Origin of the sequence: Kitasatospora sp. NBC_01246, from assembly GCF_036226505.1 — a bacterium.
Lineage (GTDB): Bacteria > Actinomycetota > Actinomycetes > Streptomycetales > Streptomycetaceae > Kitasatospora.
This window is the reverse complement of sequence record NZ_CP108484.1, coordinates 2,730,075-2,755,349: the sequence shown is the minus strand read 5'-3', so window position 1 is coordinate 2,755,349 and position 25,275 is coordinate 2,730,075. Positions and strand designations below refer to the sequence as shown.

Here is a 25,275-nt window from a genome sequence, read left to right as displayed (position 1 = left end):
CGCACCGTGCCCTGGGGGTCAGCGAAACGCTGACCCCCAGGGCACGGTGCGAGGCCGAACCGCCGTGCGGCGAGGGCCTTCTAGAGGTCGTAGTACAGCTCGAACTCGTGGGGGTGGGGGCGGAGGGCGATCGGGGCGATCTCGTTGGTGCGCTTGAAGTCGATCCAGGTCTCGATCAGGTCGGGCGTGAAGACGTTGCCCGCGAGCAGGTACTCGTGGTCGGCCTCCAGGGCCTCCAGGACGGCCGGGAGCGAGGACGGCACCTGCGGCACGTTGGCGTGCTCCTCGGGGGCCAGCTCGTACAGGTCCTTGTCGACCGGCTGCAGCGGCTCGATCTTGTTCTTGATGCCGTCGAGGCCGGCCATCAGCATCGCGGCGAACGCGAGGTAGGGGTTGGACGACGGGTCCGGCGCGCGGAACTCGATGCGCTTGGCCTTGGCGTTGGAGCCGGTGATCGGGATCCGGATCGCCGCCGAGCGGTTGCGCTGCGAGTAGACCAGATTGACCGGGGCCTCGAAGCCGGGCACCAGCCGGTGGTAGGAGTTCACCGACGGGTTGGTGAAGGCGAGCAGCGAGGGGGCGTGCTTCAGCAGGCCGCCGATGTAGTAACGGGCGGTGTCGGACAGGCCGGCGTAGCCCTGCTCGTCGTAGAAGAGCGGCGAGCCCTCCGTCCACAGCGACTGGTGGACGTGCATGCCCGAGCCGTTGTCGCCGAAGATCGGCTTCGGCATGAAGGTGGCGGTCTTGCCGTTGCGCCACGCGACGTTCTTGATGATGTACTTGAACAGCATCAGGTCGTCGGCGGCGTGCAGCAGCGTGTTGAACTTGTAGTTGATCTCCGCCTGGCCGGCCGTGCCGACCTCGTGGTGCTGGCGCTCGACCTCCAGCCCGGCCGCGGCCAGTTCCAGCGACATCTCGGCGCGCAGGTCGGCGAAGTGGTCGACGGGCGGGATCGGGAAGTAGCCGCCCTTGTACTTGACCTTGTAGCCGCGCACGTCGCCCTCGGCGGAGCCGCTGTTCCAGGCGCCGGCCTCGGAGTCGATGTGGTAGTACGACGCGTTGGCGCTGGTGTCGAAGCGCACCGAGTCGAAGACGTAGAACTCGGCCTCGGGGCCGAAGAACGCGGTGTCGGCGATGCCGGAGGAGGCGAGGTACGCCTCGGCCTTCTTCGCGACGTTGCGCGGGTCACGGCTGTACGCCTCGCCGGTGACCGGGTCCTGGATGAAGAAGTTGATGTTGAGGTGCTTGTCCCTGCGGAAGGGGTCGAGGCGGGCCGTGGCCAGGTCCGGGACGAGTGCCATGTCGGACTCGTGGATGGCCTGGAAGCCGCGGATCGACGAGCCGTCGAACATCAGGGTCTCGGACGGGTCGAAGGTCGCCGCGGGCACGGAGAAGTGCTGCATGACGCCCGGGAGATCGCAGAACCGGACGTCGATGAACTTCACATCGTTGTCCTGAATGAACTGCTTCACTTCGGCGGCGTTGTTGAACATCCATCCTCCTCGGCGTGCGAATGGGGCTCACCCTAGGAACAGGCCGTTTCCGACCGGTGACCCGCTCGTTTCCTGAATGTTAACCGCCGCCCCCGGGCGGGCGGCAAAGTCGTACGCTCCGGGGCAAAACGCTTCGCCGGCCCGGATCGCGCCCCACGAGTGGTCTGGACCACTTGGAAAGCCCCGGGAGACGCGATTCACCCTCCGGGGGAGCCGGTGCCGAGCCGCACCGTCCGCCCGGTTAGTGTGGATTCGTGGACACCAGAGAAGCGTTGGGATCGTGGATCGACGGCCCGAAGGCGGCCGCCGAGAAGATGGGTGCCGACTTCGGCCACCGCGGTGAGCGCCTCGGACTGCCCAAGGAGGGCACCGGCTCGATCGGCGGCCCGGGCCGGCGCCTGGGCGCGCTGTTCGTCGACGGCTGGCTGATCGCCCTGGTCGCCTACGGGCTGCTGGGCAAGGGCTCGCCGGCCTCGGCGAACCTGTGGACCACCCCGCTGTTCTTCGCCGTCACCGTGCTGCTGCTCGCCACCACGGGCACGACCGTCGGCAAGCGGCTGTTCGGCCTGCGGGTGGTCCGCCTGGACGGCCGCCGCGCGACCATCCCGCAGGTGCTGCTGCGCACCCTGCTGCTCTGCCTGGTGGTGCCGGCCCTGGTGTGGGACCGCGACACCCGCGGCCTGCACGACAAGGCGGTCGGCACGGTCGAGGTCCGCATCTAGCGGACGCCGCCCCACGGCACCCCCCCGGAACGACGAACGGCCCCGACGCGGAGATTCCGCGGCGGGGCCGTTCGCGTCGATGGGGGAGGGGTCAGCGGACCTGGCCGCCCTTGGGCATCCGGGCGCCCTTGGGCATCGGGCCCTTGGGGATCGGCGCCTTGGAGAGCAGGTCGCCCAGCGCGCGGAGGCGGTCGTTGGTCTCGGTGACCTGGGCGGGCGTGATCGCGCGGGGCAGTCGCATCAGGTGGACCTGCAGCTTCTTGAGCGGGATCTCGCCCTCGCCGGTGCCCACCACGATGTCGTGCACCGGTACGTCGCCGACGACCCGGGCCATCTTCTTCTTCTCGGACGCCAGCAGCTGGCGGACCCGGTTCGGGTTGCCCTCGCCGATCAGCGCGATGCCGGCCCGGCCCACGGCGCGGTAGACCGCGTCCTGGTTACGGGTGACCGCCACCGGGGTGGAGCTCGCGCTCCAGCCTCGCTTGATGTTGTTCAGCACCGCCGCCACGGCCCCCGGCTGCCCTTCCATCTGCCCGAACGCCGCGCGCTCGGCCCGGCGCCCGAAGACGATCGCCATGGCCAGGAAAGCCACGATGAAGCCCAGGATGCCCAGATAGATCGGGTGGTCGATCGCGAAGCCGATGGCGAGGAACACGCCGAAGGTCAGCAGGCCGACGCCGGCGATGATCAGGCCGATCTTGGTGTCGACCTTCTTGGTCATGGTGTATGCCAGGCGGATCTGCTTCAGTCGCCCGGGGTTCTCGGATGTTTCCCTCGCCATAACGCTCATGGTACGTGCCGTCGGTACGGGATAACCAAGCCCGGGTACCCGTTCGCACCGAACCGTGACCCGGGTGCCCCGGGACGGTCGCGCACAGTGGTCGCGAGGAGGCGGCGCCGGAGGGGCCCTAACGGCGCGCGGACTCCACCACGGGGCCTCCCGGCACCGTGTCGCGCTCGCGGTCCGCCGCGTAGCGGCGGTTCTCGCAGACCGCGGCCCAGGCGTTGCGCCGGGCCTGTCGCTGCCCGCCCGCGAGCAGCACGCTCTCGGCCAGCCGCAGCGCGGTGCCCACCGACCGGATGCCGACCTGCATGTCGAACAGCTCCTCTTGTGGCGGATCCTGTCGTGGATCTCGTCGCGGATCTCGTGGTGGATCACAGGGTGGATCGTGTGGCGGAAATGATTCGAACGCTTCCATCCTCACCACTCCGTGTTACCAGCCCGTGACCCGTCAGTCAAAGCCCGGTGAACCCGAAGGGGCGGAGCCGTAGCTCCGCCCCTCAGATGGCTCACACCGGACGGCGGCCGGACCGGACCGCGGCCCCGCGGCCGGAACACGACCGGACGCGGTCAGACCGCCGCGGTCCGCTCGCGGTGCTCCAGTGCCTGCCGGTACAGCCGCCCGGCGCGGTACGAGGACCGCACCAGCGGGCCGGACATGACCCCGGCGAAGCCGAGCTCCTCGGCCTCCTGCTGCAGCTCGACGAACTCGTGCGGCTTCACCCAGCGCTCGACCGGGTGGTGGCGCAGCGACGGGCGCAGGTACTGGGTGATGGTGATCAGCTCGCAGCCGGCGCCGACCAGGTCGGCCAGCGCCTGGCTGACCTCCTCGCGGGTCTCGCCCATGCCCAGGATCAGGTTGGACTTGGTCACCAGCCCGGCCGCGCGGGCCTGGGTGATGACGTCCAGCGAACGCTCGTAGCGGAACGCCGGGCGGATCCGCTTGAAGATCCGCGGCACCGTCTCGACGTTGTGCGCCAGCACCTCGGGGCGGGACGAGAAGACCTCGGCCAGCTGCTCCGGGACGGCGTTGAAGTCGGGGATCAGCAGCTCGACGCCGGTGCGGCCGCTCTCGCGGCCGGCGGTCAGCGCGTGCACCTGGCGCACCGTCTCGGCGTACAGCCAGGAGCCGCCGTCCGCCAGGTCGTCGCGGGCGACGCCGGTGATGGTGGCGTAGTTGAGGTCCATGGTCACGATGGACTCGGCGACGCGGCGCGGCTCGTCACGGTCGAAGTCGGCGGGCTTGCCGGTGTCGATCTGGCAGAAGTCGCAGCGGCGGGTGCACTGGTCACCGCCGATGAGGAAGGTCGCCTCGCGGTCCTCCCAGCACTCGAAGATGTTGGGGCAGCCGGCCTCCTGGCAGACCGTGTGCAGCCCCTCCTTCTTCACCAGCGACTGGAGGGCGTTGTACTCCGGCCCCATCTTCGCGCGGGTCTTGATCCACTCGGGCTTCCGCTCGATGGGGGTCTCGCTGTTGCGGACCTCCAGGCGGAGCAGCTTCCTGCCGTCGGGTGCGACAGCGGACACGTGCGACTCCTAGAACTAGACGGGGTACCCCCAGGGTACGCCTGTGCTTGTACGGCCTTCGCCGGGCCCGTGGCCCGCAAACGCAGGGCAACAGTGCTACCGGCCGGTAGATTCCCGGGTGGCGAGGTCGGTCGGCCCCCGGGAGCGGGCTCAGCGGCCGAGTGCCGGTTCCGGCAGCTCGGCGAACACCTCCGCCAAGCGCTTCTCGACCACGGACAGCGCCTCGCCGACTTCGAAGTCGCGGCCCAGCTCACCGGAGAGCGAGGCCACGCCCGCGTCCCGGATGCCACAGGGCACGATCCGGTCGAACCAGGTCATGTCCGGATTGCAGTTCAGCGCGAAGCCGTGCATCGTCACCCCGCGCGAGACGCGGACGCCGATCGCGGCGAGCTTGCGGTCGTCGCCGCGCTGCCCGGCGTTGGACGGCGCGTACTCGGGGCCGGCCAGCCGCGGGTCGATGCCCAGCGGCAGGCCCATCCGCAGGGTGAGCTTGCCGATGTCCACCACCTGCGCCGGGTCGACCACCGCGTCCGGGATGCTGGCGCCGAGCACCCAGACCCCGCTGCGGCCCTCGATCCGGGTGGTCTCCACGCCGAACTCGCCGCAGGCCCGGATCAGGGCCTCCTCCAGCCGGCGCACGTAGGCGACGACGTCCATCGGCTCGGGGAGCTTCACGATCGGGTAGCCGACCAGCTGGCCGGGGCCGTGCCAGGTGATCTCGCCGCCCCGGTTGACCTCGACCACCGGCGTGCCGTCCAGCGGCAGGTCGGCCGGGTTGGTGCGGCGGCCCATGGTGTACACCGGGGGGTGCTCCAGCAGCAGCACGGTGTCGGGGATCTCGTCCGCGACCCGCAGGGCGTGCAGCCGCTGCTGCTCCTCCCAGGCCTCCTGGTAGGGGACGGCACCTTCGCCGGTGCCCAGGCGCACGAACCGTACGTTCCCGCTCATGCGCCCACCTCGTCGCGCTCTGTGGCCACTGCTGCTCCTTGCCCGGCGTTCGAGACCAACCTCGCCACTGTACGCCCGAGCCCCGGCCGGTCGTTCAGGTGCCCGAATGCGGTGGACGACCGGCCCGAATCGCCCGCAGCGACCCCGGGAGCGCCCCGGGAAGGCCCCGGGAACACCCCGGCTCAGGCGCCGGCGAGCAGTTGGAGGCGCAGCGCCAGCTGGAGCTCCAGCGCGCGCTCGGGACGGTTCCAGTCCGGGCCCAGCAGCGCCTCGACCCGGTCCAGCCGCTGCACCACGGTGTTCACGTGCACGTGCAGCTCGTCCTTGGCCCGGGTCAGGCTGCCGCCGCAGTCGAAGTAGGCGCGCAGGGTGCGGACCAGTTCGGTGCCGCGCCGGGCGTCGTAGTCCAGAAGCGGGCCGAGGGTCGCGCCGACGAAGCCGTCGACGTCGTGGCCGTCGCCGAGCAGCACGCCGAGGAAGCCCAGGTCGCGGGCCGAGGCGCCGTCCCCGGCCCGGCCGAGCACCCGCAGGGCCCGGACGCAGCGCAGGCCCTCGGCGTACGAGGAGGCCAGCGCGACCGGCCCGGCGGCGGGACGGCCGACGCCCACGGTGACCGGGAAGCCGGCCAGCCGGGCCAGCCGCTCGGCGGCCAGCTCGGCCGCCTGCTGGGCGGACGCCGGGCCCGCCGTGCCCGCGGGGCCCGTCGGCGCGTCCTCCGGGAGCAGCAGGACCACGGCCTCGCCGTGCTCCGCGCTGATGCCTCGCGAGCCGAACAGGTAGCGCCCCGCCGCGCCCGCCAGCCGGCCGCGGTCGGTCGCCGCGGCGCCGGGGGCGCCGGCCGGCTCCGCCACCAGCACCAGGTGCGGGCGGCCGAGGTCCACGCCGAGCCGGCGCCCGCGCGCGGTCAGGCCGACCGGGTCGCGGTCGGGGGCGGTCAGCAGGTCGGCCAGCAGCTCGCCGCGGACCCGGTTCTCGGTCTCGGCCACCGAGCGGCGCAGCAGCAGGAGCAGCGCGGTGACCACGGCGGCCCGTTCGAACAGCCGCCGGTCGGCGTCCTCCAGGCCCGGCCGCCCGCGCAGCACGAGGGTGCCCAGGGGCTCCTGGCCGGCCAGCACGGCGCAGACCCAGTCCTCGCCGTGCCGCACCGACCGGCCCTCGGCCCGGGAGGCGGCGACGGCCCCGGCCAGCCCCTCGGCGGGTCCGGCCCGGCCGGCCAGCGGGTCGCCCTCGGTGTCCAGGACCGCCACCTCGCCGCCCAGCAGGGCGGCGACCTCGGCGGCGACGTCCGGCACCTCGGCGCCGCGCAGCACCAGGTCGGTGAGCCGGTCGTGGCCCTGCTCGGCCCGCTGGACGGCGGCGGCGTGGGCCCGGATCAGTTCGTTGGCGCTGTTCAGCCCGGCCAGCGCGGCCCGGGTGTCGGCCAGCGACTTGGCGGTGTCCAGCGCGATCGCGGCGTGCGCGGCCAGCGAGCAGAGCAGCGCGACCTCGTCGGGGGAGAAGGCGCGCGGGGCGCGGTCCGCGGCGAACAGCACGCCGATCACCCGGCCGCCGAGCAGCAGCGGCACTCCGATGATCGCCACCAGGCCCTCGTCCAGCACGCCCGCGTCGATCGTGCCGGTGTGGTGGAACCGCTCGTCGGTCCGGTAGTCGGGGGTGGCGTACGGGCGGGCGGTCTGGGCGACCAGGCCGCCGAGGCCGTCGCCCAGGCTCAGCCGCAGGGTCTGGAAGAGCACCGAGACGGAGCCGTCGGTGACCCGCATGTAGGTGTCGCCGGCGGCCTCGTCCGGGAGGGTCAGATAGGCGGTGTCGGTGCCGAGCAGCAGCCGGGCCCGGCGGACGATCGCCTGGAGCACGGTGTCCAGGTCCCGGGAGGCGGCGAGGTCCCCGGCGGTGTCGAAGAGCGCCGTCAGCTCGGCCTCGCGGCGGCGGTGCTGACGCAGCGTCCGGTGCACCCGCAGCGCCTGCCAGGTGGCGTCGTCGATCGCGCTCAGCACGGCGGCCGGCGCCCCCCGGCGGCGGGCGTCGGCCAGCACCTCGGCGAAGTCCTCGGTGGCGGCCCCGGAGGCCAGGAGGTCGAGCAACCGCCGTAGCGCGGGCGCCGCGCCGGTCTCGGGACGGTGGTCGTTCACGGTACGGCCGCCAATCGGCAGTGGGTCGCTACCCCAGGGACGGAAGCGCGATCGTAGCCGCTCGGCCCGGCGGGCGCGGGTGGCCGGTGCGGGTGACCGGTGCGGGTGGCCGGCGCGGGTGACCGGCGCGCACGGGGTCGTGGGCGCCGGCCACCGGTCCGTCAGGCCCGCGCGGTCTTGGTGACGGCGGCGCTCTCCGGCGCACCCGCCACCCGGTCCTGCGCACCGGCCTCCGGGTCGGCCTCGGTCAGGTCGCGGCCGCGGGTCTCCCGGGCGCAGAGCACCGCGAGGACGGTGATCACCGCCGCGACGGCGACGTACACCGCGATCGGCGTCGAGCTGCCGTAGTCCTTCAGCAGCGCCGTCGCGATCAGCGGGGCCGGGGCGCCGGCCGCCACCGAGGCGAACTGGGCGCCGATGGAGGCGCCCGAGTAGCGCATCCGGGTCGCGAACATCTCGGAGAAGAAGGCCGCCTGCGGTGCGTACATCGCGCTGTGGAAGACCAGCCCGACGGTCACCGCCAGCAGCAGCGAGCCGAACGAGCGGGTGTCCACCAGCCCGAAGAAGACGAACGCCCAGACCCCGACGCCCACCGCGCCCGCCAGGTACACCGGCTTGCGCCCGACCCGGTCGGAGAGCGCCCCGAACACCGGGATCAGCGCGAACTGGATCGCCGAGGCGATCAGCACCGCGTTCAGCGCGGTCTGCTTCGGCAGGTGCACCTGGGTCACCGCGTAGGCCAGCACGAAGGTGGTCATCACGTAGTACGAGATGTTCTCCGCCATCCGGGCGCCCATCGCCACCAGCACCTCCCGCCAGTGGTGGCGCAACACCGCCACCAGCGGGGGCTGCTCCACCGCCCGGCCGGCCGCCTTCCGGGCCTCGGCGGCCGCCAGCGCCTGCTGGAACAGCGGCGACTCGTCCACCGCCAGCCGGATCCACATGCCGACCGCCACCAGCAGCGCCGACAGCAGGAACGGCACCCGCCAGCCCCAGGACAGGAAGGTGGCGTCCGACTGCACGGTGGTGAGCAGCGACAGCACGCCCGCCGCCAACAGGTTGCCCGCCGGGGCGCCGCCCTGCGGCCAGGACGCCCAGAAGCCACGCCTGCGCGCGTCCCCGTGCTCGGAGACCAGCAGGACCGCGCCGCCCCACTCGCCGCCGAGCGCGAAGCCCTGCACCAGCCGCAGCACGGTCAGCAGCACCGGCGCGGCGGCGCCGATCTGGTGGTACGTCGGCAGCAGGCCGATCAGCGTGGTCGAGCCGCCCATCAGCAGCAGGCTCACCACCAGCAGCCGCTTGCGGCCTACCCGGTCGCCGAAGTGCCCGAAGACCAGCGCGCCCAGCGGCCGGGCGGCGAAGCCGATCGCGTAGGTGAGGAAGGCGAGCAGGGTCCCGGTCAGCGGATCGCTCGCCGGGAAGAACACCTTGCCGAACACGAGCGCCGCGGCCGTGCCGTAGAGGAAGTAGTCGTACCACTCGATGGTGGTGCCGATGAGGCTGGCGCCGACCACCTTCCAGAGGGGGGAGCCTGGTCTCGCGACGGCGGGGGAACTGGCCATGGGCGGGGTCACCTCGAAGGGGGGAGTGGGGTGCGGGGGCATCAGCGGGCCGTCCAGCCGCCGTCGACGGGGAGGCTGGCGCCGGTGATGTAGGAGGCGTGCGCGGAGCAGAGCCAGAGGGCCAGCTGCGCCACCTCGACGGGTTCGATCAGCCGCTTGACGGCGGGTCGGTCGAGCATGATCTGCTCCACCACCTCGTCCTCGCGGATGCCGTGCGCGAGCGCCTGGTCGGCGATCTGCCGCTCCACCAGCGGGGTGCGCACGTACCCCGGGTTGACGCAGTTGCTGGTGACGCCGTGGGGCGCGCCCTCCAGCGCGACCGTCTTGCTCAGACCCTCCAGGGCGTGCTTCGCCGTCACGTAGCCCGACTTGAAGGCGCTGGCCCGCAGGCCGTGCACGGAGGAGATGTTGACCACCCGCCCCCAGCCCCGCGCGTACATGTGGGGCAGGGTGCGGCGCAGGATGCGGAACGGGGCCTCGACCATCACCCGCTGGATCAGGGTGAAGCGCTCGATCGGGAACTCGTGGACGGGCGCGACGTGCTGGAGACCGGCGTTGTTGACCACGATGTCGGCGTCGTCCGGCAGCGCCTCCACCGCCTCCGGGTCGGCGAGGTCGGCGACGTGCGCCACGCCGCCGATCCGCGCGGCGAGCTCCCGGGCCGGGGCGGCCGCGAGGTCGACGACGTAGACCCGGGCGCCGGCCTCCGCGAAGGCTTCGGCGCAGGCCCGGCCGATGCCCGAGGCGGCCCCGGTGACCAGGGCCGTACGGCCTTCGAGCGGGCGGGCTGAAGTGGTGTCCATGGCCGAGAACGGTAGGAAGTCGTCGGCCCGGCTCCCATGTGATGGCGTACCACAGCGGCCGGGCGCCCTGTGGTGGTCACCGCTACGAGGGCCGATCGGCGGTTCGGCCGCCCCGGGCCAAACCCGTGCCGGTCGGGCTTCCCCACAATGGGCGCCGATGCTTCACCCGTTCGGAGGATTGCTCGGTCAGAACCGCCCATAGCGCCCGAATGCTCGCTACATTCACGCCGATTCCCGACAGGGGGCGCCGCCACAGGCAGCCGAAGTGCTGGTGGAGCCGGTACGGCGTCCGAGAGGTGTTGACTGACTATGCCCCAACGGCCTGCAACCGACAGCCCGGCGTACGGACCGCTCGACCCGCTCGACCAGCACCGAGGTCCGGTCGGCCGGGCCCTTCCGGACGCCCCCGAGGCCCCGGCCGCCGACGATATGCGGCTGCCCGCGCAGGTCACGACCGCACGGCACCGGAGCGCCCCGGCGCCCGCGGACGCGCCCGTCGCACCCGCGCCCGCCCCGCCACCGGCCGCGGTGAGCACCGGTCCGGCTCCGCAGAACGGCCAGCTGGCCGCCCTGATCGAGGAGGCCGGCTTCTCGCACGCCGGCCTGGCCCGCCGGGTCGACCAGCTCGGCCTGGAGCACGGCCTGGACCTGCGGTACGACAAGACCTCGGTCACCCGCTGGCTCCGCGGCCAGCAGCCGCGCGGGGCCACCCCGGCGCTGATCGCCGAGGTGTTCACCCGCCGGCTCGGCCGCCGCCTCACCGCCCAGGACCTCGGCCTGGACGCCTGCGCCCCGGTCTACGCCGGCCTGGAGTTCGCCGAGACGCCGCAGGAGGCGGTGGACATCGTGGCGAGCATGTGGCGCAAGGACAACGGCCCGCAGTCCGAGCTGCGCCGGATCGCCTTCACCCCGGCCGGCCCGGTCGTCCCCAGCCGGGACTGGCTGATCGGCCGCACCGACGAGCGGGTCGCCCGGGACGGCTCCACGCTGCCCCGGCCGGACACCGCCGCCGCCCCGGCGCCCGGCGGTCCGGCCGGGCCCGGCGGCCCGTCCGCACCCCAGGCGCGCGCTGCGGCGCCCGGAGCGTCCCCCGCGCGCCCGGCCCGCGGCGGGGCCGGCGCACCGCCGGCCCCGGCCGCCTCGGCCGCCGCGCTCGGCCGGGTGCCGACCCAGAGCCGTCGGCCGCCGACCGCCGTCGAACCGCCGTACACCGACCCGGCCCGCGAGCCGAGGCCCGCGCTGCGCGTCGGCCGGGGCGACATCGCCGCCATCCGCGCCGTCGGGGACCTCTTCCGCGCGCTGGACCACGCCTACGGCGGCGGGCACGCCCGCCAGGCGCTGGTCCGCTACCTGGAGAGCGAGGCCGAGCCGATGCTGCGCGGCCGCTACGGCGAGCAGATCGGGCGGGCGCTCTTCGGGGCCGTCGCCGACCTGACCAGGCTCGCCGGCTGGACGTCCTTCGACATCGCCGCGCACGGCCTGGCCCAGCGCTACTTCGTCCAGGCCCTGCGGCTCTCCCAGGCCGCCGGGGACCGCGCGCTCGGCGGCTACATCCTGGTGACGATGAGCCAGCAGGCCGTCCACCTGGGCCACGGCCGGGAGGCGGTCCAGCTGGCCCGGGTCGCCCAGCAGGGCGTGGGCACCGCCGTGCCGCCCACCGTGCAGTCGCTGCTGCACGCCGCCGAGGCGCGCGGCCACGGCCTGCTGGGCGACGTCCGCTCCTGCACCACCGCCCTGGTCCGCTCCGAGCGGGCCCTGGCCGGCGCCCGGGCCGGCGATGAACTGCCCTCCTGGGCGCGCTACTTCGACGAAGCGCAGCTCTCCGACGAGTTCGCCCACTGCTACCGGGACCTCCAGCAGTGGCGGACGGCGGCGCAGCACGCCGAGAAGTCCCTGCGGCTGCGCTCGCCCGCCTACGCCCGCAGCCGGATCTTCTGCCGGATGGTGCTGGCCACCGCCCGGCTCGGCATGGGGGACTTGGACGAGGCGTGCACCATGGCCACCGACGCGTTGCGGGCGGCCGGGGAGATGCGCTCGGCCCGTTCGCTGGAGTACGTCCGGGACTTCCACCGCCGGCTCACCCCCTACCGGGGCAGTCCGGTGGCCCGCGCCTTCGAGGAGACGGCGCGCCAGGCGGGGGTGATCTGACGACGGCCCGCGCCGGGGCCGCCCGGCCGGGCCCGGCGGCCGGCCCGCCGCGGCGGCTACCAGCTCTCGGCGTTGACCCGCTGCCGGTCGCCCCCGGCGGCCGGTGGGCGGGCGCTCCCGCGCAGCCGCTGGGCGAGCAGCGGGAAGGCCAGGACGGAGAGCATGCCCGCGCCGACCAGCGCGGCCGCGGTGGAGGACGGCAGGTGCCCGGCGTCCACCTCGATCGTGGTGATCACCACGACCAGCGGCAGCGCGGTCGCGCCGTACAGGCCGAGCGCCGCCCGGTCGTGGCGGCCCAGCCCGATCGGGGCGAGGAGGGCCGCCGGCAGTCCGCGCACGGCCAGGAGCAGCAGCAGGAACACCGGGACGAGCAGCAGGCCGCCCGGGTCCCGGAGCAGCGCCTCCAGGTCGAACTTCATCCCGCTGACCACGAAGAACACCGGCACGAGGAAGCCGAAGCCGATGCCCTCCAGCTTGGCCTCGATGACCTCCTCCGTGGCCTCGGGCACGTCGGTCAGCAGCAGATGGGAGACGATCCCGGCGGTGAAGGCGCCGAGCAGCATGTCCAGGTCGAGCCAGACCGCGGCGGACACCATCGCGGTCAGCACCAGGATCACCGTGCGGATCGCGAACTGGCCGGAGGTGCGCAGGGTGCGGCGGATCAGCCGGGTCACCCAGTCCGGCCGGGGCCGCCGGGCGAAGCCGACGGCGGCCGTCGTGATCACCGCGAAGACGGCCAGGATGACGGCGGTCCTGGCCGGGCTGTTGCCGCTGAGCAGGATCGCGACCGCGATGATCGGCCCGAACTCGCCGACCGCGCCGGTGGCCATCACCAGCGAGCCGAACGGCGTCGGCAGCTCCCCGGAGTCGCGCAGGATCGGCAGGATGGTGCCGAGCGCGGTGGTGGTGAGCGCGAGCCCGGCGAAGGCGCCGTTCAGCGGGTCCCGGTTGACCATGGCGCCCACGCCGAGGGCCACCACCAGGGACACCAGCCACGCGGCGCCCGCCCGCTTCAGCGGGCCGCCGCGCAGCTTGGCGAAGTCGATCTCGTAACCGGCCAGGAACATCAGCATCGCCAGTCCGAACTCGGAGAGCGCGTCGACCAGCCCGTCGACCTGCGCCCAGTCCAGGACGTCGGGGCCGATCAGGACGCCGAGCACGATCTCGAACACCACCGTGGGCACGGCGACCCACCGCAGCAGCCGGTCGGCCAGCAGCGGGGCGGCCACGGCGGCGGCCGGGATCAGGATCAGTGCGAGCGGGTCGATCCGGCAGTCGGCGCTCACCGGGCGAGGGGCCCGGGGTCCTGGACGGAAAACGTCCGATTAGCGGTCATATCGGCATACTGGCACGCCGTGGCGTGCCGTCCCGGCAGCCCGGCGGCCGCGTGTTACGCCGCCGCCTCCGCCTCCCGGGCGGAGACCGGCAGCCCGAGGTCCCGCGCCACGGCCAGGGCCGCCCGCCGCCCCGACACCAGGGCGCCCTGGACGCTGCTGGTGTCCCGGTGGTCGCCGCAGACGTACAGCCCGGCCAGCAGGCGCACCGGGCGGCGGTTGTTGTGCGGCGGCGGCATGGCCGGCACCGCGTCCGGGACGTGGCGCACGCTCAGGAACTGCCAGCCCTTCGTCGGGACGCCGTACAGCTCCGCCAGCCGGGCCCGCACCGCGGGTTCGAGCGCGGCGGGCCCGCCGGAGTCGAAGGAGCGCCGCCCCAGCACGGTGCTGGCGATCAGGGCCTGCCCGGGCGGGGCGTACGAGTGGTGCAGCTCGCTGAGCACCAGGGAGTGCGAGACCAGCGGCGGGTGGCCGTTCGGCCGGTCGCCGTCCAGCAGCAGGACGGCCTCGCCGATCGGCGCCCGGTCGGCCGCGTGGTAGAAGGTCGTGACGGGGTGGAAGTCCGGCAGCCGCAGCCCGGGCAGTAGCGCGGCGGCCGAGCGTGCGTCGGTCGCCACCACGACGGCCTGGGCGCCGATCCGGCCGTGGTCGGCGGTCTCCACGCCGTCGGCCGCGATCGAGGTGACCCGCACGCCGGGCCGCAGGGTGTCGGCCGGCAGGGCGGCGGCCACCTGGGCCGGGACGGCCGCGATCCCGTCGGCGGGCAGACAGAGGCGGCCGCGCGCGTAGCAGCGCAGCACCAGGTCGGCGATCCGGCTGCTGGTGCCCAGGGCCGGATCGCTGAGCAGGGCGCCGAGCAGCGGCCGCAGGAAGCCGTCGACGGTGCGCGGGGCGAGCCCGCGTTCGCCGAGCGCGCGGGCGGTGGTGGTCTCCGGCCGGGCCTGCAGTCGGCCGGCCGGGGTGGCGGCCAGCCGGCTGAGCCAGCTGCCCAGCCGGGCCTTGTCCAGCGGACTGCCCAGCGGGGCCCGCGAGGCCGCCTGGCGGGCGGCGGTCAACTGCGGGTCCCCGGCGCGGTAGCGGCGGCCCCCGCTGTGCACGAGCACGCCGGGCGCGAGCGGGTGCAGGCCGAGCCGGTCCAGGTCGAGCGCCCGGCTCAGCTCGGGGTACGCGGTGTTCAGCAACTGGCTGCCGTGGTCGAGCCGGAAGCCGTCCAGCTCGCGGGTGGCCATCCGGCCGCCGATCCGGCCCGAGGCCTCCAGGACCTGGACGGTCAGGCCGTAGCCGGTGAGCGCGCGGGCGGCGGCCAGGCCCGCGAGTCCGGCCCCCACCACGACGACGTCCGGATCGGACTGTCGGCGGGTGCGGCGGGTGAAGTCGTATGTGGGCACTGGCGTGCTCCCTCCCTGGTCCCGGAGCTTCGGCCGACGCAGGCAGCGGGGTGCCGGGACACGGTCCGACGGTGTGATGCCCAGTCAGTACGAGCGTCAGACAAGCACACCGGGCCCTATCCGGGTCCCGGGGAGGGTTCGACAGCATGCGGTGGGGGCGCGGTCACACACGGTGCCCGCAAGTGGTCCGGTTCGGGCTCCACGGGCGCGCACCGTCACCAGGGGCGTGCGGCGCGCCTGGTTCGTGCTCCCGTGCGCCCCCTCCCGGAGCCCCGCCCGACCCCCGCTCGGCATATGCCCCCGGCCAGGGCTGATGCCGTAGCGGGCGTACGCGGGCGGCCCGGGCGGGGCATCCGCGCCCGGACCACTCGGCCTACCGCAGGCGCCCTACCGGACGCGCCCGCTCCGCGCGCACCCCGCGGCCGCCCGGAGCGGCCGCCGCCATGCCGCCCCGCGGCGACGGCACCACCGCGACCGCACCGCACCGCCGCGACCGCACGGCACCACCGCGACCGCACCGCACCGCCGCGACGGCTCCGCCACTCGCGGAGCCGCCGCGACGCCGCCCCGCCGCTACAGTGCCGCCCGCACCGCCGAGTCCACGTCCGGGTGCTCGAAGCGGAAGCCGGCCTCCAGCAGCCGCCGCGGTACCACCCGGTGGCTGCCGGTCACCTCGACGGCCAGCTCGCCCAGCACCGTCTTGAGCGCCGCCTCCGGCACCGGGAACGGCGTCGGCCGCTTCAGCACCCGGCCGAGCGCCGCCGTCAGCTCGGCGTTGGTGACCGGCTCCGGCGCGCTGAGGTTGAACGCGCCGCTCAGGTCGTCGCGGTCGATCAGGAACCGCAGTGCGGCGACCTCGTCCGCCAGTGAGATGAAGCTCCAGTACTGCCGGCCGTCGCCGAGCCGCCCGCCGAGCCCCAGGCGGAACAGCGGGAAGAGCCGGTCGCCGGCCCCGCCCGCGGCCGAGAGCACCAGCCCGGTGCGCGGGTGGACCACCCGGATCCCGGCCCGTTCGGCGGGCCGCGCGGAGGCCTCCCACTCGACGCAGACCTCGGCGAGGAAGTCGTCCCCGGCGGGCGAGTCCTCGTCGATCACCCGGTCGCCGGTCTGGCCGTAGTAGCCGACGGCCGAGGCGCTGACGAAGACCCGGGGCGGCTTGTCGAGTTCGGCCATCGCGACGGCCAGCGTCTCGGTGCCGAGCACCCGGCTCTCCCGGATCTCGCGCTTGTACGCGTCGGTCCAGCGGCGGTCGCCGACCCCGGCGCCCGCCAGGTGCACCACCGCCTCGACGCCGGCCAGCCCGGCCCGGTCCACCTGGCCCAGCAGCGGGTTCCAGCCGATCGCCGTCGTCCCGTCCGGCCGCGGACCGGTTCTGGAGCGGTGCCGGACCAGCCGGACCACCTCGTGGCCGTCGGCCAGCAGCGAGCGGACGAGTGTCGAGCCGATCAATCCCGTGGATCCTGTGACCGCGATGCGCATGGGCCCATCCTCGCAGTTTCCGGCGGCCGGAACTCCGTATCCACCCCGGGCGCGGCTGACTAGCATGGCGCGCATGCACGCCGAAGATCTGATCATCCGTCCCGCGCAGACCGAGGACGAGAAGGAACTCTCCGCGCTCAACCGGGCCGCCTGGTCCTGGCAGAGCGACGTCGCCCCGCAGCCGGCCGAGGGGGACACCGTGTTCGACGAGCGCCACACCCCGGACCAGTTCCTGCTCGCCCTGCTGGGCGGCCGGATCGTCGGCTACATCCGGGTGGTTCCGCCCACCCCGCTGGCCAGTAACGGGCACGTGCGGCAGATCCAGGGGCTGGCGGTCTCCGCCGGGGCCCGCGGCCGGGGCGTCGGCCGGGCGCTGGTGGAGGCGGGCTGTGCGGCCGCCGCGGAGCAGGGGGCGCGCCGGATCACCCTGCGGGTGCTCGGGCACAACGCCCCGGCCCGCCGCCTCTACGAGGCCTGCGGCTTCGTGGTCGAGGGTTCGCTCGCCGAGGAGTTCCTGATCGACGGCCGGTACGTGGACGACATCTGGATGGCCCGTTCACTGCTGGGGTGACCCCGCGCGCCGCTCGGCTGACCCCGCGCTCCGGCTGACCCCGCGCTCCGCCCTCCCGCGCCTGGCGGGTCGCCCGTCGCCCCCTCCGGCGCGGCGGGTGGGTCGCGTGCCGCCTCCCGGGGCCCGAGTCGCTGACGGGACGTCAGATCAGGGTCCCCGGGGTGGTGCAGACTCGTGACAAACCCAACCTGTCTGGAGCAGTGCCGCGCCGGGTACCGTACGGCCGTGAGCAACTCGACGCCTCCCGGGTGGTACCCGGTACCGGGTGCGGACGGCACGCCCGGTCATGAGCGCTGGTGGGACGGCAACGCCTGGACCAGCGACGTCCGCCCTCTCCAGGCGGGCGGCGGCGGGCTCGCCGACGCCCCGACCCAGGTCTCCTGGCAGACCCCGCAGCAGCCCGCCCCCGTCTCCCCGCCGCCCGCGTACGGCTACGGCGCGCCCCAGCAGGGCACGCCCGGCTACGGCTACCCGACGCCGGACCAGCAGGCCTACGGCTACCCGCAGGGCGGCTATCCGCCGTCGCCGCCGCCGCCCGGCCGGATGAAGCCGGGCGCGGTCGTGGGGATCGTGGTCGGCGTGCTGGCCGTGGTCGGCGTGGTCGCCGCGATCGCCCTCAACAGCGGCGGCGATCCCAAGGCCGACCCGGAGCCGGTGCCGACGGTCACCGTCACCGACACCCCGAGCCGGACGCCGAGCCCCGGCCCGACCACGCGCACACCCGCGCCCACGCCCACGCCGGCCCCCAGCCTGCCGCCGGTGCCGGTGGTCAAGGACACCGCCGCGGACGCCCAGCACTCCATCACGGTGCCGATCTTCCAGGGCTGGGACTCGCAGACCGACACCACGCACTCGACGGTCTTCCTGGGCAGCGGCCGCTACACCTGCCCGAGCGGCGGCTCCTGCATCAGGGGCCAGTTCTCGGTGGAGAAGGACACCATCTCGGGAGCCTCGGCCCGGGCGGCGGCGGAGGCGGCGATGCCCACCTACGCGGCGGCGATCTTCACCGGGATCACCTCGCACACCGACGCGGGCTCCGCCAACACCACCGTGGCGGGCGTCTCCGGCTACGCGGTGCGGTGGCACATCACCACCTCGGACGGCACCAAGGGCTACATCCTGCTGGCGGCCGTCCCGGCCAAGGGCGGTGGCTTCGTGGCCTTCGAGGGCGGGGTCGACGACGCCGCGGGCGCACCCGATCCCACCGTGCTCGACCAGATCCTCAAGGGCATCAAGCAGGACGGCAGCGGCTCCGGCTCCGGCACCTGAGCCCGGGCGTCCGACGCCACCGGCACCCCGAGCGGGTGTCCGAGCCACCCGCTCGGGCACCCGCTCCGGCCGCCACCGGGCCGGACCTCCCGCCGGGCCGGACCCTTCGCCGGGCCGCTCCCGGTACCGCTCCCGGGTCAGTCCCCGTACCGCTCCCAGAGCTTGGGGAACCGTTTCGCCATCGTGTCCGGGTCCTCGAAGTCCAGCGCGGCGCCGGCCGGCCGCGCGGGCTGCCGGTCGCCCACCTCGGGCAGCGGCAGCCCGGTCAACTGCTCGTACGCCTCGTCGGCCGCGTAGCCCAGGTCCTCGGCCTCGCCGTCCTCCTCCTCGTCGAACTCCGGGAGCAGGTCGGCCAGATCGTCCGGCTCGTGCAGGCCGCCCTCGAACACCTCCCGCCCCTGGCCGATCAGCCAGCAGCGGAAGTAGTCGAAGGTGTCCTCGGAGGCGCCGTCCAGCAGCAGGTGGGCCGCGCCCCACAGGTCGGTCCGGTAGGCGCGCTGGAACCGGGCCTCGAAGAGCCGCGCGAAGTCGATGACGTCGTCCGGGGTCAGTTGGACGAGCCGTTCCACCAGCCGTTCCGCCTGCTCGTCGGGGTCGCCGTCGGCGTCCTCCCGGGTGTCGTCGATGATCTGCCAGAAGTCGGTCTCGTCCATCACCGCTCCAGCATCCCTGTTCGCCCGCGCGATCGCATGCGATGGGCCCGGCGAAACGCGGGCCGCGCCGGGGGAGTACGGGTACCGAGGCCGGTGCCGGGCGGCCGGGCGCCAACGCGGAACCCCGCGCCGTCCGGGGACGACGCGGGGTTCCGTACTGCGTGGGCTGCCGTGGCGGCCGGCTCAGAGGCCGAGCTCGACCTCGAACTCGCCGGCCTCCAGGATCTCCTTGACGGCCACCAGGAAGCGGGCGGCGTCGGCGCCGTCCACCAGGCGGTGGTCGTAGGAGAGCGACAGGTAGGTCATGTCACGGATGCCGATGGCGGTGCCGCCGTCGGCCTCGATGACGACCGGGCGCTTGACCGTCGCGCCGATGCCCAGGATGGCGACCTGGTTCGGCGGCACGATGACGGTGTCGAACAGCGCACCGCGCGAACCGGTGTTGCTGATGGTGAAGGTCGCGCCGGACAGCTCGTCCGGAGTGATCTTGTTGCCGCGGACCTTGCCGGCCAGCTCCGCGGTCTTCTTCGAGATGCCGGCGATGTTGAGGTCGCCCGCACCCTTGATGACCGGGGTCATCAGACCCTTCTCGGAGTCCACCGCGATCCCGATGTTCTCGGCGTCGAAGTAGGTGACGGTGCCCTCGGCCTCGTTGATGCGGGCGTTGATCACCGGGTGGCTCTTCAGCGCCTGGGCGGCGGCCTTGACGAAGAACGGCATCGGGGACAGCTTCACGCCCTCGCGGGCGAGGAAGGCGTCCTTGGCCTTGCCGCGCAGCGAGATGACCTTGGTGACGTCCACCTCGACGACGCTGGTCAGCTGGGCCTGCTCGTGCAGGGCCTTCAGCATGTTGTCGCCGATGGCCTTGCGGATGCGGGTCATCTTGACCGTCTGGCCACGCAGCGGGGACGGCGCGGCGGCGGCCTTCGGCGCGGCGGCCGGGGCGGCAGCGGCGGGGGCCGGAACGGCCTTCGCGGCCTCGGCAGCGGCGATGACGTCCTGCTTGCGGATGCGGCCGCCGACACCGGTGCCGGTGACGGAGGCCAGGGCGACGCCCTGCTCGGCGGCGAGCTTGCGCACCAGCGGGGTGACGTAGGCGTCACCGCTGTCGGCGGCCGGCGCGGCGGCGGCCGGAGCGGCCGGCGCGGCCGGAGCCGGGGCGACCGGGGCAGCCGGAGCCGGGGCGGCGACGGGGGCCGGCGGGGCCACCGGGGCGGCCGGAGCCGGGGCCGGAGCCGGGGCGGGGGCGGGGGCGGCGGCCGGAGCGGGGGCGGCGGCCGGAGCCGGAGCGGCAGCCGGAGCCGGAGCGGCCGGGGCCGCGCCCGGGGCGCCGATCAGCGCGAGCTGGGCGCCGACCTCGGCGGTCTCGTCCTCGCCGACCAGGATCTTCACCACGACACCGGCGACCGGCGACGGGATCTCGGTGTCGACCTTGTCGGTGGAGACCTCGAGCAGCGGCTCGTCGACCTCGACCGTCTCACCCTCGGCCTTCAGCCAGCGGGTGACGGTGCCCTCGGTGACCGACTCGCCCAGCGCGGGGAGCAGCACCGGGGTGGCGTCGGCGGCCGGCGCGGCGGCCGGGGCGGCCGGAGCCGGAGCCTCGGCGGCCGGGGCCGGGGCCGGGGCGGCGGGCGCCTCCGCGACCGGGGCCGGGGCGGCGGCCGGAGCGGCCTCGGCGGCCGGGGCCGCGGCGGGGACCGGCGCGCCGGAGCCGTCGTCGATGACCGCCAGCTCGGCGCCGACCTCGACGGTCTCGTCCTCGCCGACCTTGATCGAGGCCAGGATGCCCGAGGCCGGGGCCGGGATCTCGGTGTCGACCTTGTCGGTGGAGACCTCGAGCAGCGGCTCGTCGACCTCCACACGCTCACCCTCGGCCTTCAGCCAACGGGTGACGGTGCCCTCGGAAACGCTCTCGCCCAGCGCGGGCAGTGTTACTGAGACCGCCATGGTTTCAGCGACTCCTATCAAGTCTTGCGTACTGGAATGGGGGGAGTTGGGCGTGATCAGTCGTGCGCGTGCAGCGGCTTGCCGGCCAGCGCCAGGTGCGCCTCGCCCAGGGCCTCGGACTGGGTCGGGTGGGCGTGGATGAGCTGCGCGACCTCGGCCGGCAGAGCCTCCCAGTTGTAGATCAGCTGCGCCTCGCCGACCTGCTCGCCCATCCGGGCGCCGACCATGTGGACGCCGACCACGGCGCCGTCCTTGACCTGGACGAGCTTGATCTCGCCGGCGGTCTTCAGGATCTTGCTCTTGCCGTTGCCGGCCAGGTTGTACTTGAGGGTGACGACCTTCTCCTTGCCGTACAGCTCGACGGCCTTGGCCTCGGAGATGCCGACGGAGGCCACCTCGGGGTTGGAGTAGGTCACGCGGGGGACGCCGTCGTAGTCGATCGGCACGGCCTTGAGGCCGGCCACGCGCTCGGCGACCAGGATGCCCTCGGCGAAGCCGACGTGGGCCAGCTGCAGGGTCGGGACGAGGTCGCCGACGGCGGAGATGGTGGGCACGTTGGTGCGCATGTACTCGTCGACGAGCACGTAGCCGCGGTCCATCGCGACGCCGTTCTCCTCGTAGCCGAGGCCGGCCGAGACCGGGCCGCGGCCGATGGCCACGAGCAGCAGGTCGGCGTCGATCTGCTTGCCGTTCTCGGTGGAGACGCGCACGCCGGTCTCGGTGTACTCGACACCGGAGAAGCGGGCCTTCAGCTCGAACTTGATGCCGCGCTTGCGGAACGCGCGCTCCAGCAGCTTGGAGGAGTTCTCGTCCTCCAGCGGGACCAGGTGCGGCAGCGCCTCGACGATCGTGACGTCGACGCCGAAGGACTTCCAGACCGAGGCGAACTCGACGCCGATCACGCCGCCGCCGAGGATCACGGCGGACTTCGGGATGCGGTCGAGCTTGAGGGCGTGGTCCGAGGAGATCACGCGGTCGCCGTCGATGGTCAGGCCCGGCAGCGACTTCGGCACGGAGCCGGTGGCGAGGACGATGTGGCGGCCCTCGACGCGCTGGCCGTTGACGTCCACCGAGGTCTGCGAGGAGAGCTTGCCCTCGCCCTGGATGAAGGTCACCTTGCGGGAGGCGACCAGGCCCTGCAGGCCCTTGTACAGGCCGGCGATGACGTCGTCCTTGTACTTGTGGACGCCGTTGATGTCGATGCCCTGGAAGGTGGCCAGAACGCCGAACTCGGCGGCCTCCTTCGTCTCGTCCGCGATCTCGGCGGCGTGCAGCAGTGCCTTGGTCGGGATGCAGCCGCGGTGCAGGCAGGTGCCGCCCAGCTCACCCTTCTCGACCAGGGCGACGCTCAGACCCAGCTGAGCGGCGCGGAGCGCCGCGGCGTAACCGCCGCTTCCGCCTCCGAGAATGACTACGTCGAAAACGGTGCTGGCGTCGTTCGCCACGTCACGTCCTCCATGCAATGGGGTGGGTCGCCGGGCCGGTCGCGGTCCGGTGGGTCGGAAGCCTTTGTGGGGCGCCCAGTCGTGCCGGAAATACATCTTCGCACTTGTTCACGGCAGCTGATGTCCGGGTCCACCCCAGGGGCGTCCCAAAGGGTGGTCACAGGGGCGGGAACAGCCCCGACCGAAGGGCATCATCGCAGCTCAATGCGGGCTTGACAGCGGCGGGAGCAGCCTTTGGCGCGGTCCGGCCCGCCCCCGGTTCCGCACTGTGGAACAAAGTTTCGCCCGCAGCGAACAGAGGTGCGGACGCGCTCCCGCCTTCTACTCGCAGGTAACAGCGCCGCGGGCGGGCACCCGCCGGGGGCGGGCCGGGCCCGGGAACGCGGACGGGGTCCGGCGCGAGTGCGCGGGACCCCGTCCATCCGAACCCCGGATCAGGCCTTGTCGCCCGCCGCGGTCCGCTCGGCGAAGCGGACCAGGGTGCGCACCGCGCTCGCGGTGCCGCCCTTGGGGGTGTAGCCGAACGGCGCGCCCTCGTGGAAGGCGGGGCCGGCGATGTCCAGGTGGGCCCAGTCGATGCCCTCGGCCACGAACTCCTTGAGGAACAGGCCGGCCACCAGGCCGCCGCCCATCCGCTCGCCCATGTTGGCCAGGTCGGCGATGGTCGACTCGGTCATGCCCTTGCGCAGCTCGGCCGGCAGCGGCATCGGCCAGGACTGCTCGCCGGCCTCGCCCGCGACGGTGTGCAGGGTCTCGCGCAGCTCGTCGTTGTTGGCCATCACGCCGAAGGTGCGGCTGCCCAGCGCCAGCATCATCGCGCCGGTCAGCGTCGCCACGTCAACGATCACGTCCGGGTTCTCCTCGCCGGCGCGCACGATGGCGTCGGCCAGCACCAGGCGGCCCTCGGCGTCGGTGTTCAGCACCTCGACGGTCTTGCCGCCGTACATGCGCAGCACGTCACCCGGGCGGGTGGCGGTGCCCGACGGCATGTTCTCGGCCAGCGCCAGCCAGGCGGTGACGTTGACGGCGAGGCCCAGGCGCTTGGCGGAGACGACGGCGGCGAACACCGCGGCCGCGCCGGCCATGTCGCACTTCATGGTCTCGTTGTGGCCGGCCGGCTTCAGCGAGATGCCGCCCGAGTCGTAGGTGATGCCCTTGCCGACGAACGCCAGGCTCGCCTTGGCCTTCGGGTGGGTGTAGGCCACCTTCACCAGCCGCGGCGGGTTGGCCGAGCCGTTGCCGACGCCGAGCAGGCCGCCGAAGCCGCCCTTGAGCAGCGCCTTCTCGTCCAGCACCTCGACCTTGAGGCCGTGCTCCTTGCCGGCCGCCTGGGCGATCGCGGCGAAGCCCTTGGGGTTCAGGTCGTTCGGCGCGGTGTTGACCAGGTCGCGGGCGCGGTTCATCTCCTCGCCGAGGACGACGGCGCGCTCGACGGCGGCCTTGGCGTCCTTGCTGCCCTTGCGGACGGTCAGCAGCACGAGCTCGCCGACCGGCTCCTTGGCGCTGCCGTTGCCCTTGTAGGTGCCGAAGGAGTAGGCGCCGAGCAGGCCGCCCAGCGCGACCGCCTCGACCTCGTCGGCGGACTCGGCCGGCAGGGCCAGCGCGGCCTTCTTGCTGCCGCCCAGGGTGCGGGCGGCGACACCGGCGGCGCGGCGCAGCGTCTCCAGGCCGTAGCCGGCGTCGGCGGCCTCGCCCAGGCCGACCGCGAGCACGAGCGCGGCCTTCAGGCCGGCGGGGGAGGGGACCTTGACGGCCTCGCCCTCGGCGCCGGTCGCGCCCAGGGTGGTGAGGACCTCGGCCAGCTTGCCCTCGAACGCCTCGCTCACGGCCTCGGCGCCCGGCGCCAGCACGATGCCCTTCGGGCCCTTCGCCACACCGATCACCACGGCGTCCGCGCGCAGCGAGGCGGCGGAGGAGGTGCTCACAGACAATGCAGTCACGTAATGCGTCCTGTTCTATCGCGGTCCACGGCACCGGTCACGGCACGGCTGCCGCACCGGCGCAGCCCGGGGCCGCCACTGCGGGCCGTCCCGCCGGAGCGGGCCGGGTCCGGGGCCCCTGGCGCGTGCGTCCACCGGTCACGGCGGCCGCACACACCAGAAGCCCCGGCTCCTCGACGCGCGTCGGCCGGGCCGGACCTGCGACGGTGCAGGGCTGCGGTGCTCCACGCATGGTAGTCCGCATGCTGGGATCACGCGCCGCCGGTGTCCCAACGCCGGGAGCGGGGGCCGGCGGCGGGTCTCAGCCCATCAGCGCGAGGGTGACCAGGGTGCCGGTCGCGGCGGTCTCCGCCATCGCGCCGAGGACGTCCCCGGTGATGCCGTCGAACCGGCGTACGCAGCGCCGCAGCAGCAGCCAGGAGCAGCCGAGGCCGACCGCAACGGCCAGCGGCAGCCGCAGGACTGACGAGCCGTCGAGCAGGCCGAGGGCGGCCAGCAGCAGCGCCGAGCCGGCCGTCGCCGCCACCGCCGCGGCCGGCGGCACGGTGCCGGCCACCATCGCGCCGAGCCCGCCCGGCCGGGCGGCCGGCACCGGGCGCAGGCAGCCCCAGCCGAGTGCGCACCGCGCGGCCGTCGCCGAGGCGAGCACCGCGAGCGCGCCGCCGGCCGGCGACGCGTCGAACCGGCCGGCCAGTGCGGCGATCTGGGCCAGCAGCACCAGCACCAGGGTCAGTACGCCGAACGGCCCGATGTCGGACTGCTTCATGATGCGCAGGGCGTCCTCGGCCGGTTTGCCGCTGCCCAGGCCGTCGGCGACGTCGGCCAGGCCGTCCAGATGCAGGCCCCGGGTCAGCGCGGCCAGCACGCCGACGGCGGTCACCGCGCCGAGCGGCCCGCCCGCGCGCCAGGCCACCAGCGCTCCCGCGCCCGCGGCCAGTGCCCCGAGCGTCAGGCCGACCACCGGCGCCGCTGTCATCGCCCGGCCCGCCGTGGGGCGGTCCCACCGCTCGACCCGCACCCTCAGCACGGAGAGCGTGCCGAACGCGAACCGCAGCCCCTCACCCCACCGGGCCGGCTCCCGTGCCGAAGCGTCCTGCATGGCCCGCCGCTCCTCGCATCCGTACCGTGGTGCGTCG

General features: G+C 74.1%; 20 protein-coding genes. 4 read left to right on the top strand and 16 right to left on the bottom strand.

The features are described from left to right. Positions 1-80: 80 nt before the first annotated feature. A complete protein-coding gene (gene glnA / locus OG618_RS12045; RefSeq protein WP_329487352.1) occupies positions 81-1,493 on the bottom strand; it encodes a type I glutamate--ammonia ligase in 1,413 nt (470 codons plus the stop codon). A 254-nt stretch (positions 1,494-1,747) separates the two neighbouring features. Between glnA and OG618_RS12040 the strand changes: the two genes are divergently transcribed. Further along, positions 1,748-2,215 (top strand): RDD family protein, encoded by a 468-nt coding sequence (locus OG618_RS12040; protein WP_329487351.1) that lies wholly within the window; start codon positions 1,748-1,750, stop codon positions 2,213-2,215. 91 nt (positions 2,216-2,306) lie between these two features. Here OG618_RS12040 and OG618_RS12035 read toward each other — a convergent pair whose 3' ends face one another. From OG618_RS12035 to OG618_RS12005, 7 genes are all read right to left on the bottom strand, one after another. Continuing rightward, positions 2,307-2,996 carry a DUF4191 domain-containing protein gene (locus OG618_RS12035; RefSeq protein WP_329487350.1) on the bottom strand — a complete coding sequence of 230 codons (690 nt, stop codon included), beginning with the start codon at positions 2,994-2,996 and terminating at the stop codon, positions 2,307-2,309. Between the two features lie 127 nt (positions 2,997-3,123). Next, positions 3,124-3,309 carry a hypothetical protein gene (locus OG618_RS12030; protein WP_329487349.1) on the bottom strand — a complete coding sequence of 62 codons (186 nt, stop codon included), beginning with the start codon at positions 3,307-3,309 and terminating at the stop codon, positions 3,124-3,126. A gap of 257 nt (positions 3,310-3,566) precedes the next feature. Then, positions 3,567-4,523, bottom strand: coding sequence for a lipoyl synthase (locus OG618_RS12025; RefSeq protein WP_329487348.1), 957 nt, complete (start codon positions 4,521-4,523; stop codon positions 3,567-3,569). A 150-nt stretch (positions 4,524-4,673) separates the two neighbouring features. Beyond that, the gene (gene lipB, locus OG618_RS12020; protein ID WP_329487347.1) at positions 4,674-5,471 is read right to left on the bottom strand and encodes a lipoyl(octanoyl) transferase LipB; all 798 of its coding nucleotides are present in this window, start codon (positions 5,469-5,471) and stop codon (positions 4,674-4,676) included. A 182-nt stretch (positions 5,472-5,653) separates the two neighbouring features. Continuing rightward, the gene (locus OG618_RS12015) at positions 5,654-7,600 is read right to left on the bottom strand and encodes a helix-turn-helix domain-containing protein (protein ID WP_329487346.1); all 1,947 of its coding nucleotides are present in this window, start codon (positions 7,598-7,600) and stop codon (positions 5,654-5,656) included. 161 nt (positions 7,601-7,761) lie between these two features. Next, positions 7,762-9,162 (bottom strand): MFS transporter, encoded by a 1,401-nt coding sequence (locus OG618_RS12010; protein WP_329487345.1) that lies wholly within the window; start codon positions 9,160-9,162, stop codon positions 7,762-7,764. A gap of 41 nt (positions 9,163-9,203) precedes the next feature. Next, positions 9,204-9,965 (bottom strand): 3-hydroxybutyrate dehydrogenase, encoded by a 762-nt coding sequence (locus OG618_RS12005; RefSeq protein WP_329487344.1) that lies wholly within the window; start codon positions 9,963-9,965, stop codon positions 9,204-9,206. A gap of 309 nt (positions 9,966-10,274) precedes the next feature. Between OG618_RS12005 and OG618_RS12000 the strand changes: the two genes are divergently transcribed. After that, complete coding sequence (locus tag OG618_RS12000; RefSeq protein ID WP_329487342.1) at positions 10,275-12,113, top strand: regulator; 1,839 nt, start codon at positions 10,275-10,277, stop codon at positions 12,111-12,113. A gap of 56 nt (positions 12,114-12,169) precedes the next feature. Here OG618_RS12000 and OG618_RS11995 read toward each other — a convergent pair whose 3' ends face one another. The 3 genes from OG618_RS11995 to OG618_RS11985 form a co-directional block, all read right to left on the bottom strand. Continuing rightward, the gene (locus tag OG618_RS11995) at positions 12,170-13,399 is read right to left on the bottom strand and encodes a cation:proton antiporter (RefSeq protein WP_329487341.1); all 1,230 of its coding nucleotides are present in this window, start codon (positions 13,397-13,399) and stop codon (positions 12,170-12,172) included. A 104-nt stretch (positions 13,400-13,503) separates the two neighbouring features. Further along, positions 13,504-14,835 (bottom strand): FAD-dependent oxidoreductase, encoded by a 1,332-nt coding sequence (locus tag OG618_RS11990; RefSeq protein ID WP_329487340.1) that lies wholly within the window; start codon positions 14,833-14,835, stop codon positions 13,504-13,506. A 573-nt stretch (positions 14,836-15,408) separates the two neighbouring features. Then, positions 15,409-16,314 carry a TIGR01777 family oxidoreductase gene (locus tag OG618_RS11985; protein WP_329487339.1) on the bottom strand — a complete coding sequence of 302 codons (906 nt, stop codon included), beginning with the start codon at positions 16,312-16,314 and terminating at the stop codon, positions 15,409-15,411. Between the two features lie 73 nt (positions 16,315-16,387). Between OG618_RS11985 and OG618_RS11980 the strand changes: the two genes are divergently transcribed. Further along, positions 16,388-16,885: a GNAT family N-acetyltransferase gene (locus OG618_RS11980; protein WP_396486894.1), complete on the top strand. Its 498-nt coding sequence runs from the start codon at positions 16,388-16,390 to the stop codon at positions 16,883-16,885. Positions 16,886-17,110: 225 nt separating this feature from the next. After that, positions 17,111-18,154, top strand: a complete 1,044-nt coding sequence (locus tag OG618_RS11975) for a DUF2510 domain-containing protein (RefSeq protein WP_329487337.1) — start codon at positions 17,111-17,113, stop codon at positions 18,152-18,154. A 137-nt stretch (positions 18,155-18,291) separates the two neighbouring features. Here the strand turns inward: OG618_RS11975 and OG618_RS11970 are convergent, their stop codons facing one another. From OG618_RS11970 to OG618_RS11950, 5 genes are all read right to left on the bottom strand, one after another. Further along, positions 18,292-18,807 (bottom strand): DUF4240 domain-containing protein, encoded by a 516-nt coding sequence (locus tag OG618_RS11970; protein WP_329487336.1) that lies wholly within the window; start codon positions 18,805-18,807, stop codon positions 18,292-18,294. Positions 18,808-18,990: 183 nt separating this feature from the next. Then, positions 18,991-20,754, bottom strand: coding sequence for a 2-oxoglutarate dehydrogenase, E2 component, dihydrolipoamide succinyltransferase (gene sucB / locus OG618_RS11965; RefSeq protein ID WP_329487335.1), 1,764 nt, complete (start codon positions 20,752-20,754; stop codon positions 18,991-18,993). Positions 20,755-20,810: 56 nt separating this feature from the next. Continuing rightward, entirely contained in the window at positions 20,811-22,199 is a 1,389-nt protein-coding gene (gene lpdA, locus OG618_RS11960) for a dihydrolipoyl dehydrogenase (RefSeq protein ID WP_329487334.1), read from the bottom strand. A 434-nt stretch (positions 22,200-22,633) separates the two neighbouring features. Then, positions 22,634-24,139, bottom strand: coding sequence for a leucyl aminopeptidase (locus OG618_RS11955; protein WP_329487333.1), 1,506 nt, complete (start codon positions 24,137-24,139; stop codon positions 22,634-22,636). Positions 24,140-24,440: 301 nt separating this feature from the next. After that, on the bottom strand, positions 24,441-25,238 hold the full coding sequence (locus tag OG618_RS11950; RefSeq protein WP_329487332.1) for an adenosylcobinamide-GDP ribazoletransferase: 798 nt from the start codon (positions 25,236-25,238) through the stop codon (positions 24,441-24,443). Between the last annotated feature and the right edge of the window lie 37 nt (positions 25,239-25,275).

Bases quoted from the DNA above. Each gene is read 5' to 3' on its own strand.
- glnA (WP_329487352.1), bottom strand. From the start codon at position 1,493: ATGTTCAACAACGCCGCCGAAGTGAAGCAGTTCATTCAGGACAACGAT.
- OG618_RS12035 (WP_329487350.1), bottom strand. From the start codon at position 2,996: ATGGCGAGGGAAACATCCGAGAACCCCGGGCGACTGAAGCAGATCCGC.
- OG618_RS12030 (WP_329487349.1), bottom strand. From the start codon at position 3,309: ATGCAGGTCGGCATCCGGTCGGTGGGCACCGCGCTGCGGCTGGCCGAG.
- lipB (WP_329487347.1), bottom strand. From the start codon at position 5,471: ATGAGCGGGAACGTACGGTTCGTGCGCCTGGGCACCGGCGAAGGTGCC.
- OG618_RS12010 (WP_329487345.1), bottom strand. From the start codon at position 9,162: ATGGCCAGTTCCCCCGCCGTCGCGAGACCAGGCTCCCCCCTCTGGAAG.
- OG618_RS12005 (WP_329487344.1), bottom strand. From the start codon at position 9,965: ATGGACACCACTTCAGCCCGCCCGCTCGAAGGCCGTACGGCCCTGGTC.
- OG618_RS12000 (WP_329487342.1), top strand. From the start codon at position 10,275: ATGCCCCAACGGCCTGCAACCGACAGCCCGGCGTACGGACCGCTCGAC.
- OG618_RS11985 (WP_329487339.1), bottom strand. From the start codon at position 16,314: ATGCGCATCGCGGTCACAGGATCCACGGGATTGATCGGCTCGACACTC.
- OG618_RS11980 (WP_396486894.1), top strand. From the start codon at position 16,388: ATGCACGCCGAAGATCTGATCATCCGTCCCGCGCAGACCGAGGACGAG.
- OG618_RS11970 (WP_329487336.1), bottom strand. From the start codon at position 18,807: ATGGACGAGACCGACTTCTGGCAGATCATCGACGACACCCGGGAGGAC.
- sucB (WP_329487335.1), bottom strand. From the start codon at position 20,754: ATGGCGGTCTCAGTAACACTGCCCGCGCTGGGCGAGAGCGTTTCCGAG.
- OG618_RS11950 (WP_329487332.1), bottom strand. From the start codon at position 25,238: ATGCAGGACGCTTCGGCACGGGAGCCGGCCCGGTGGGGTGAGGGGCTG.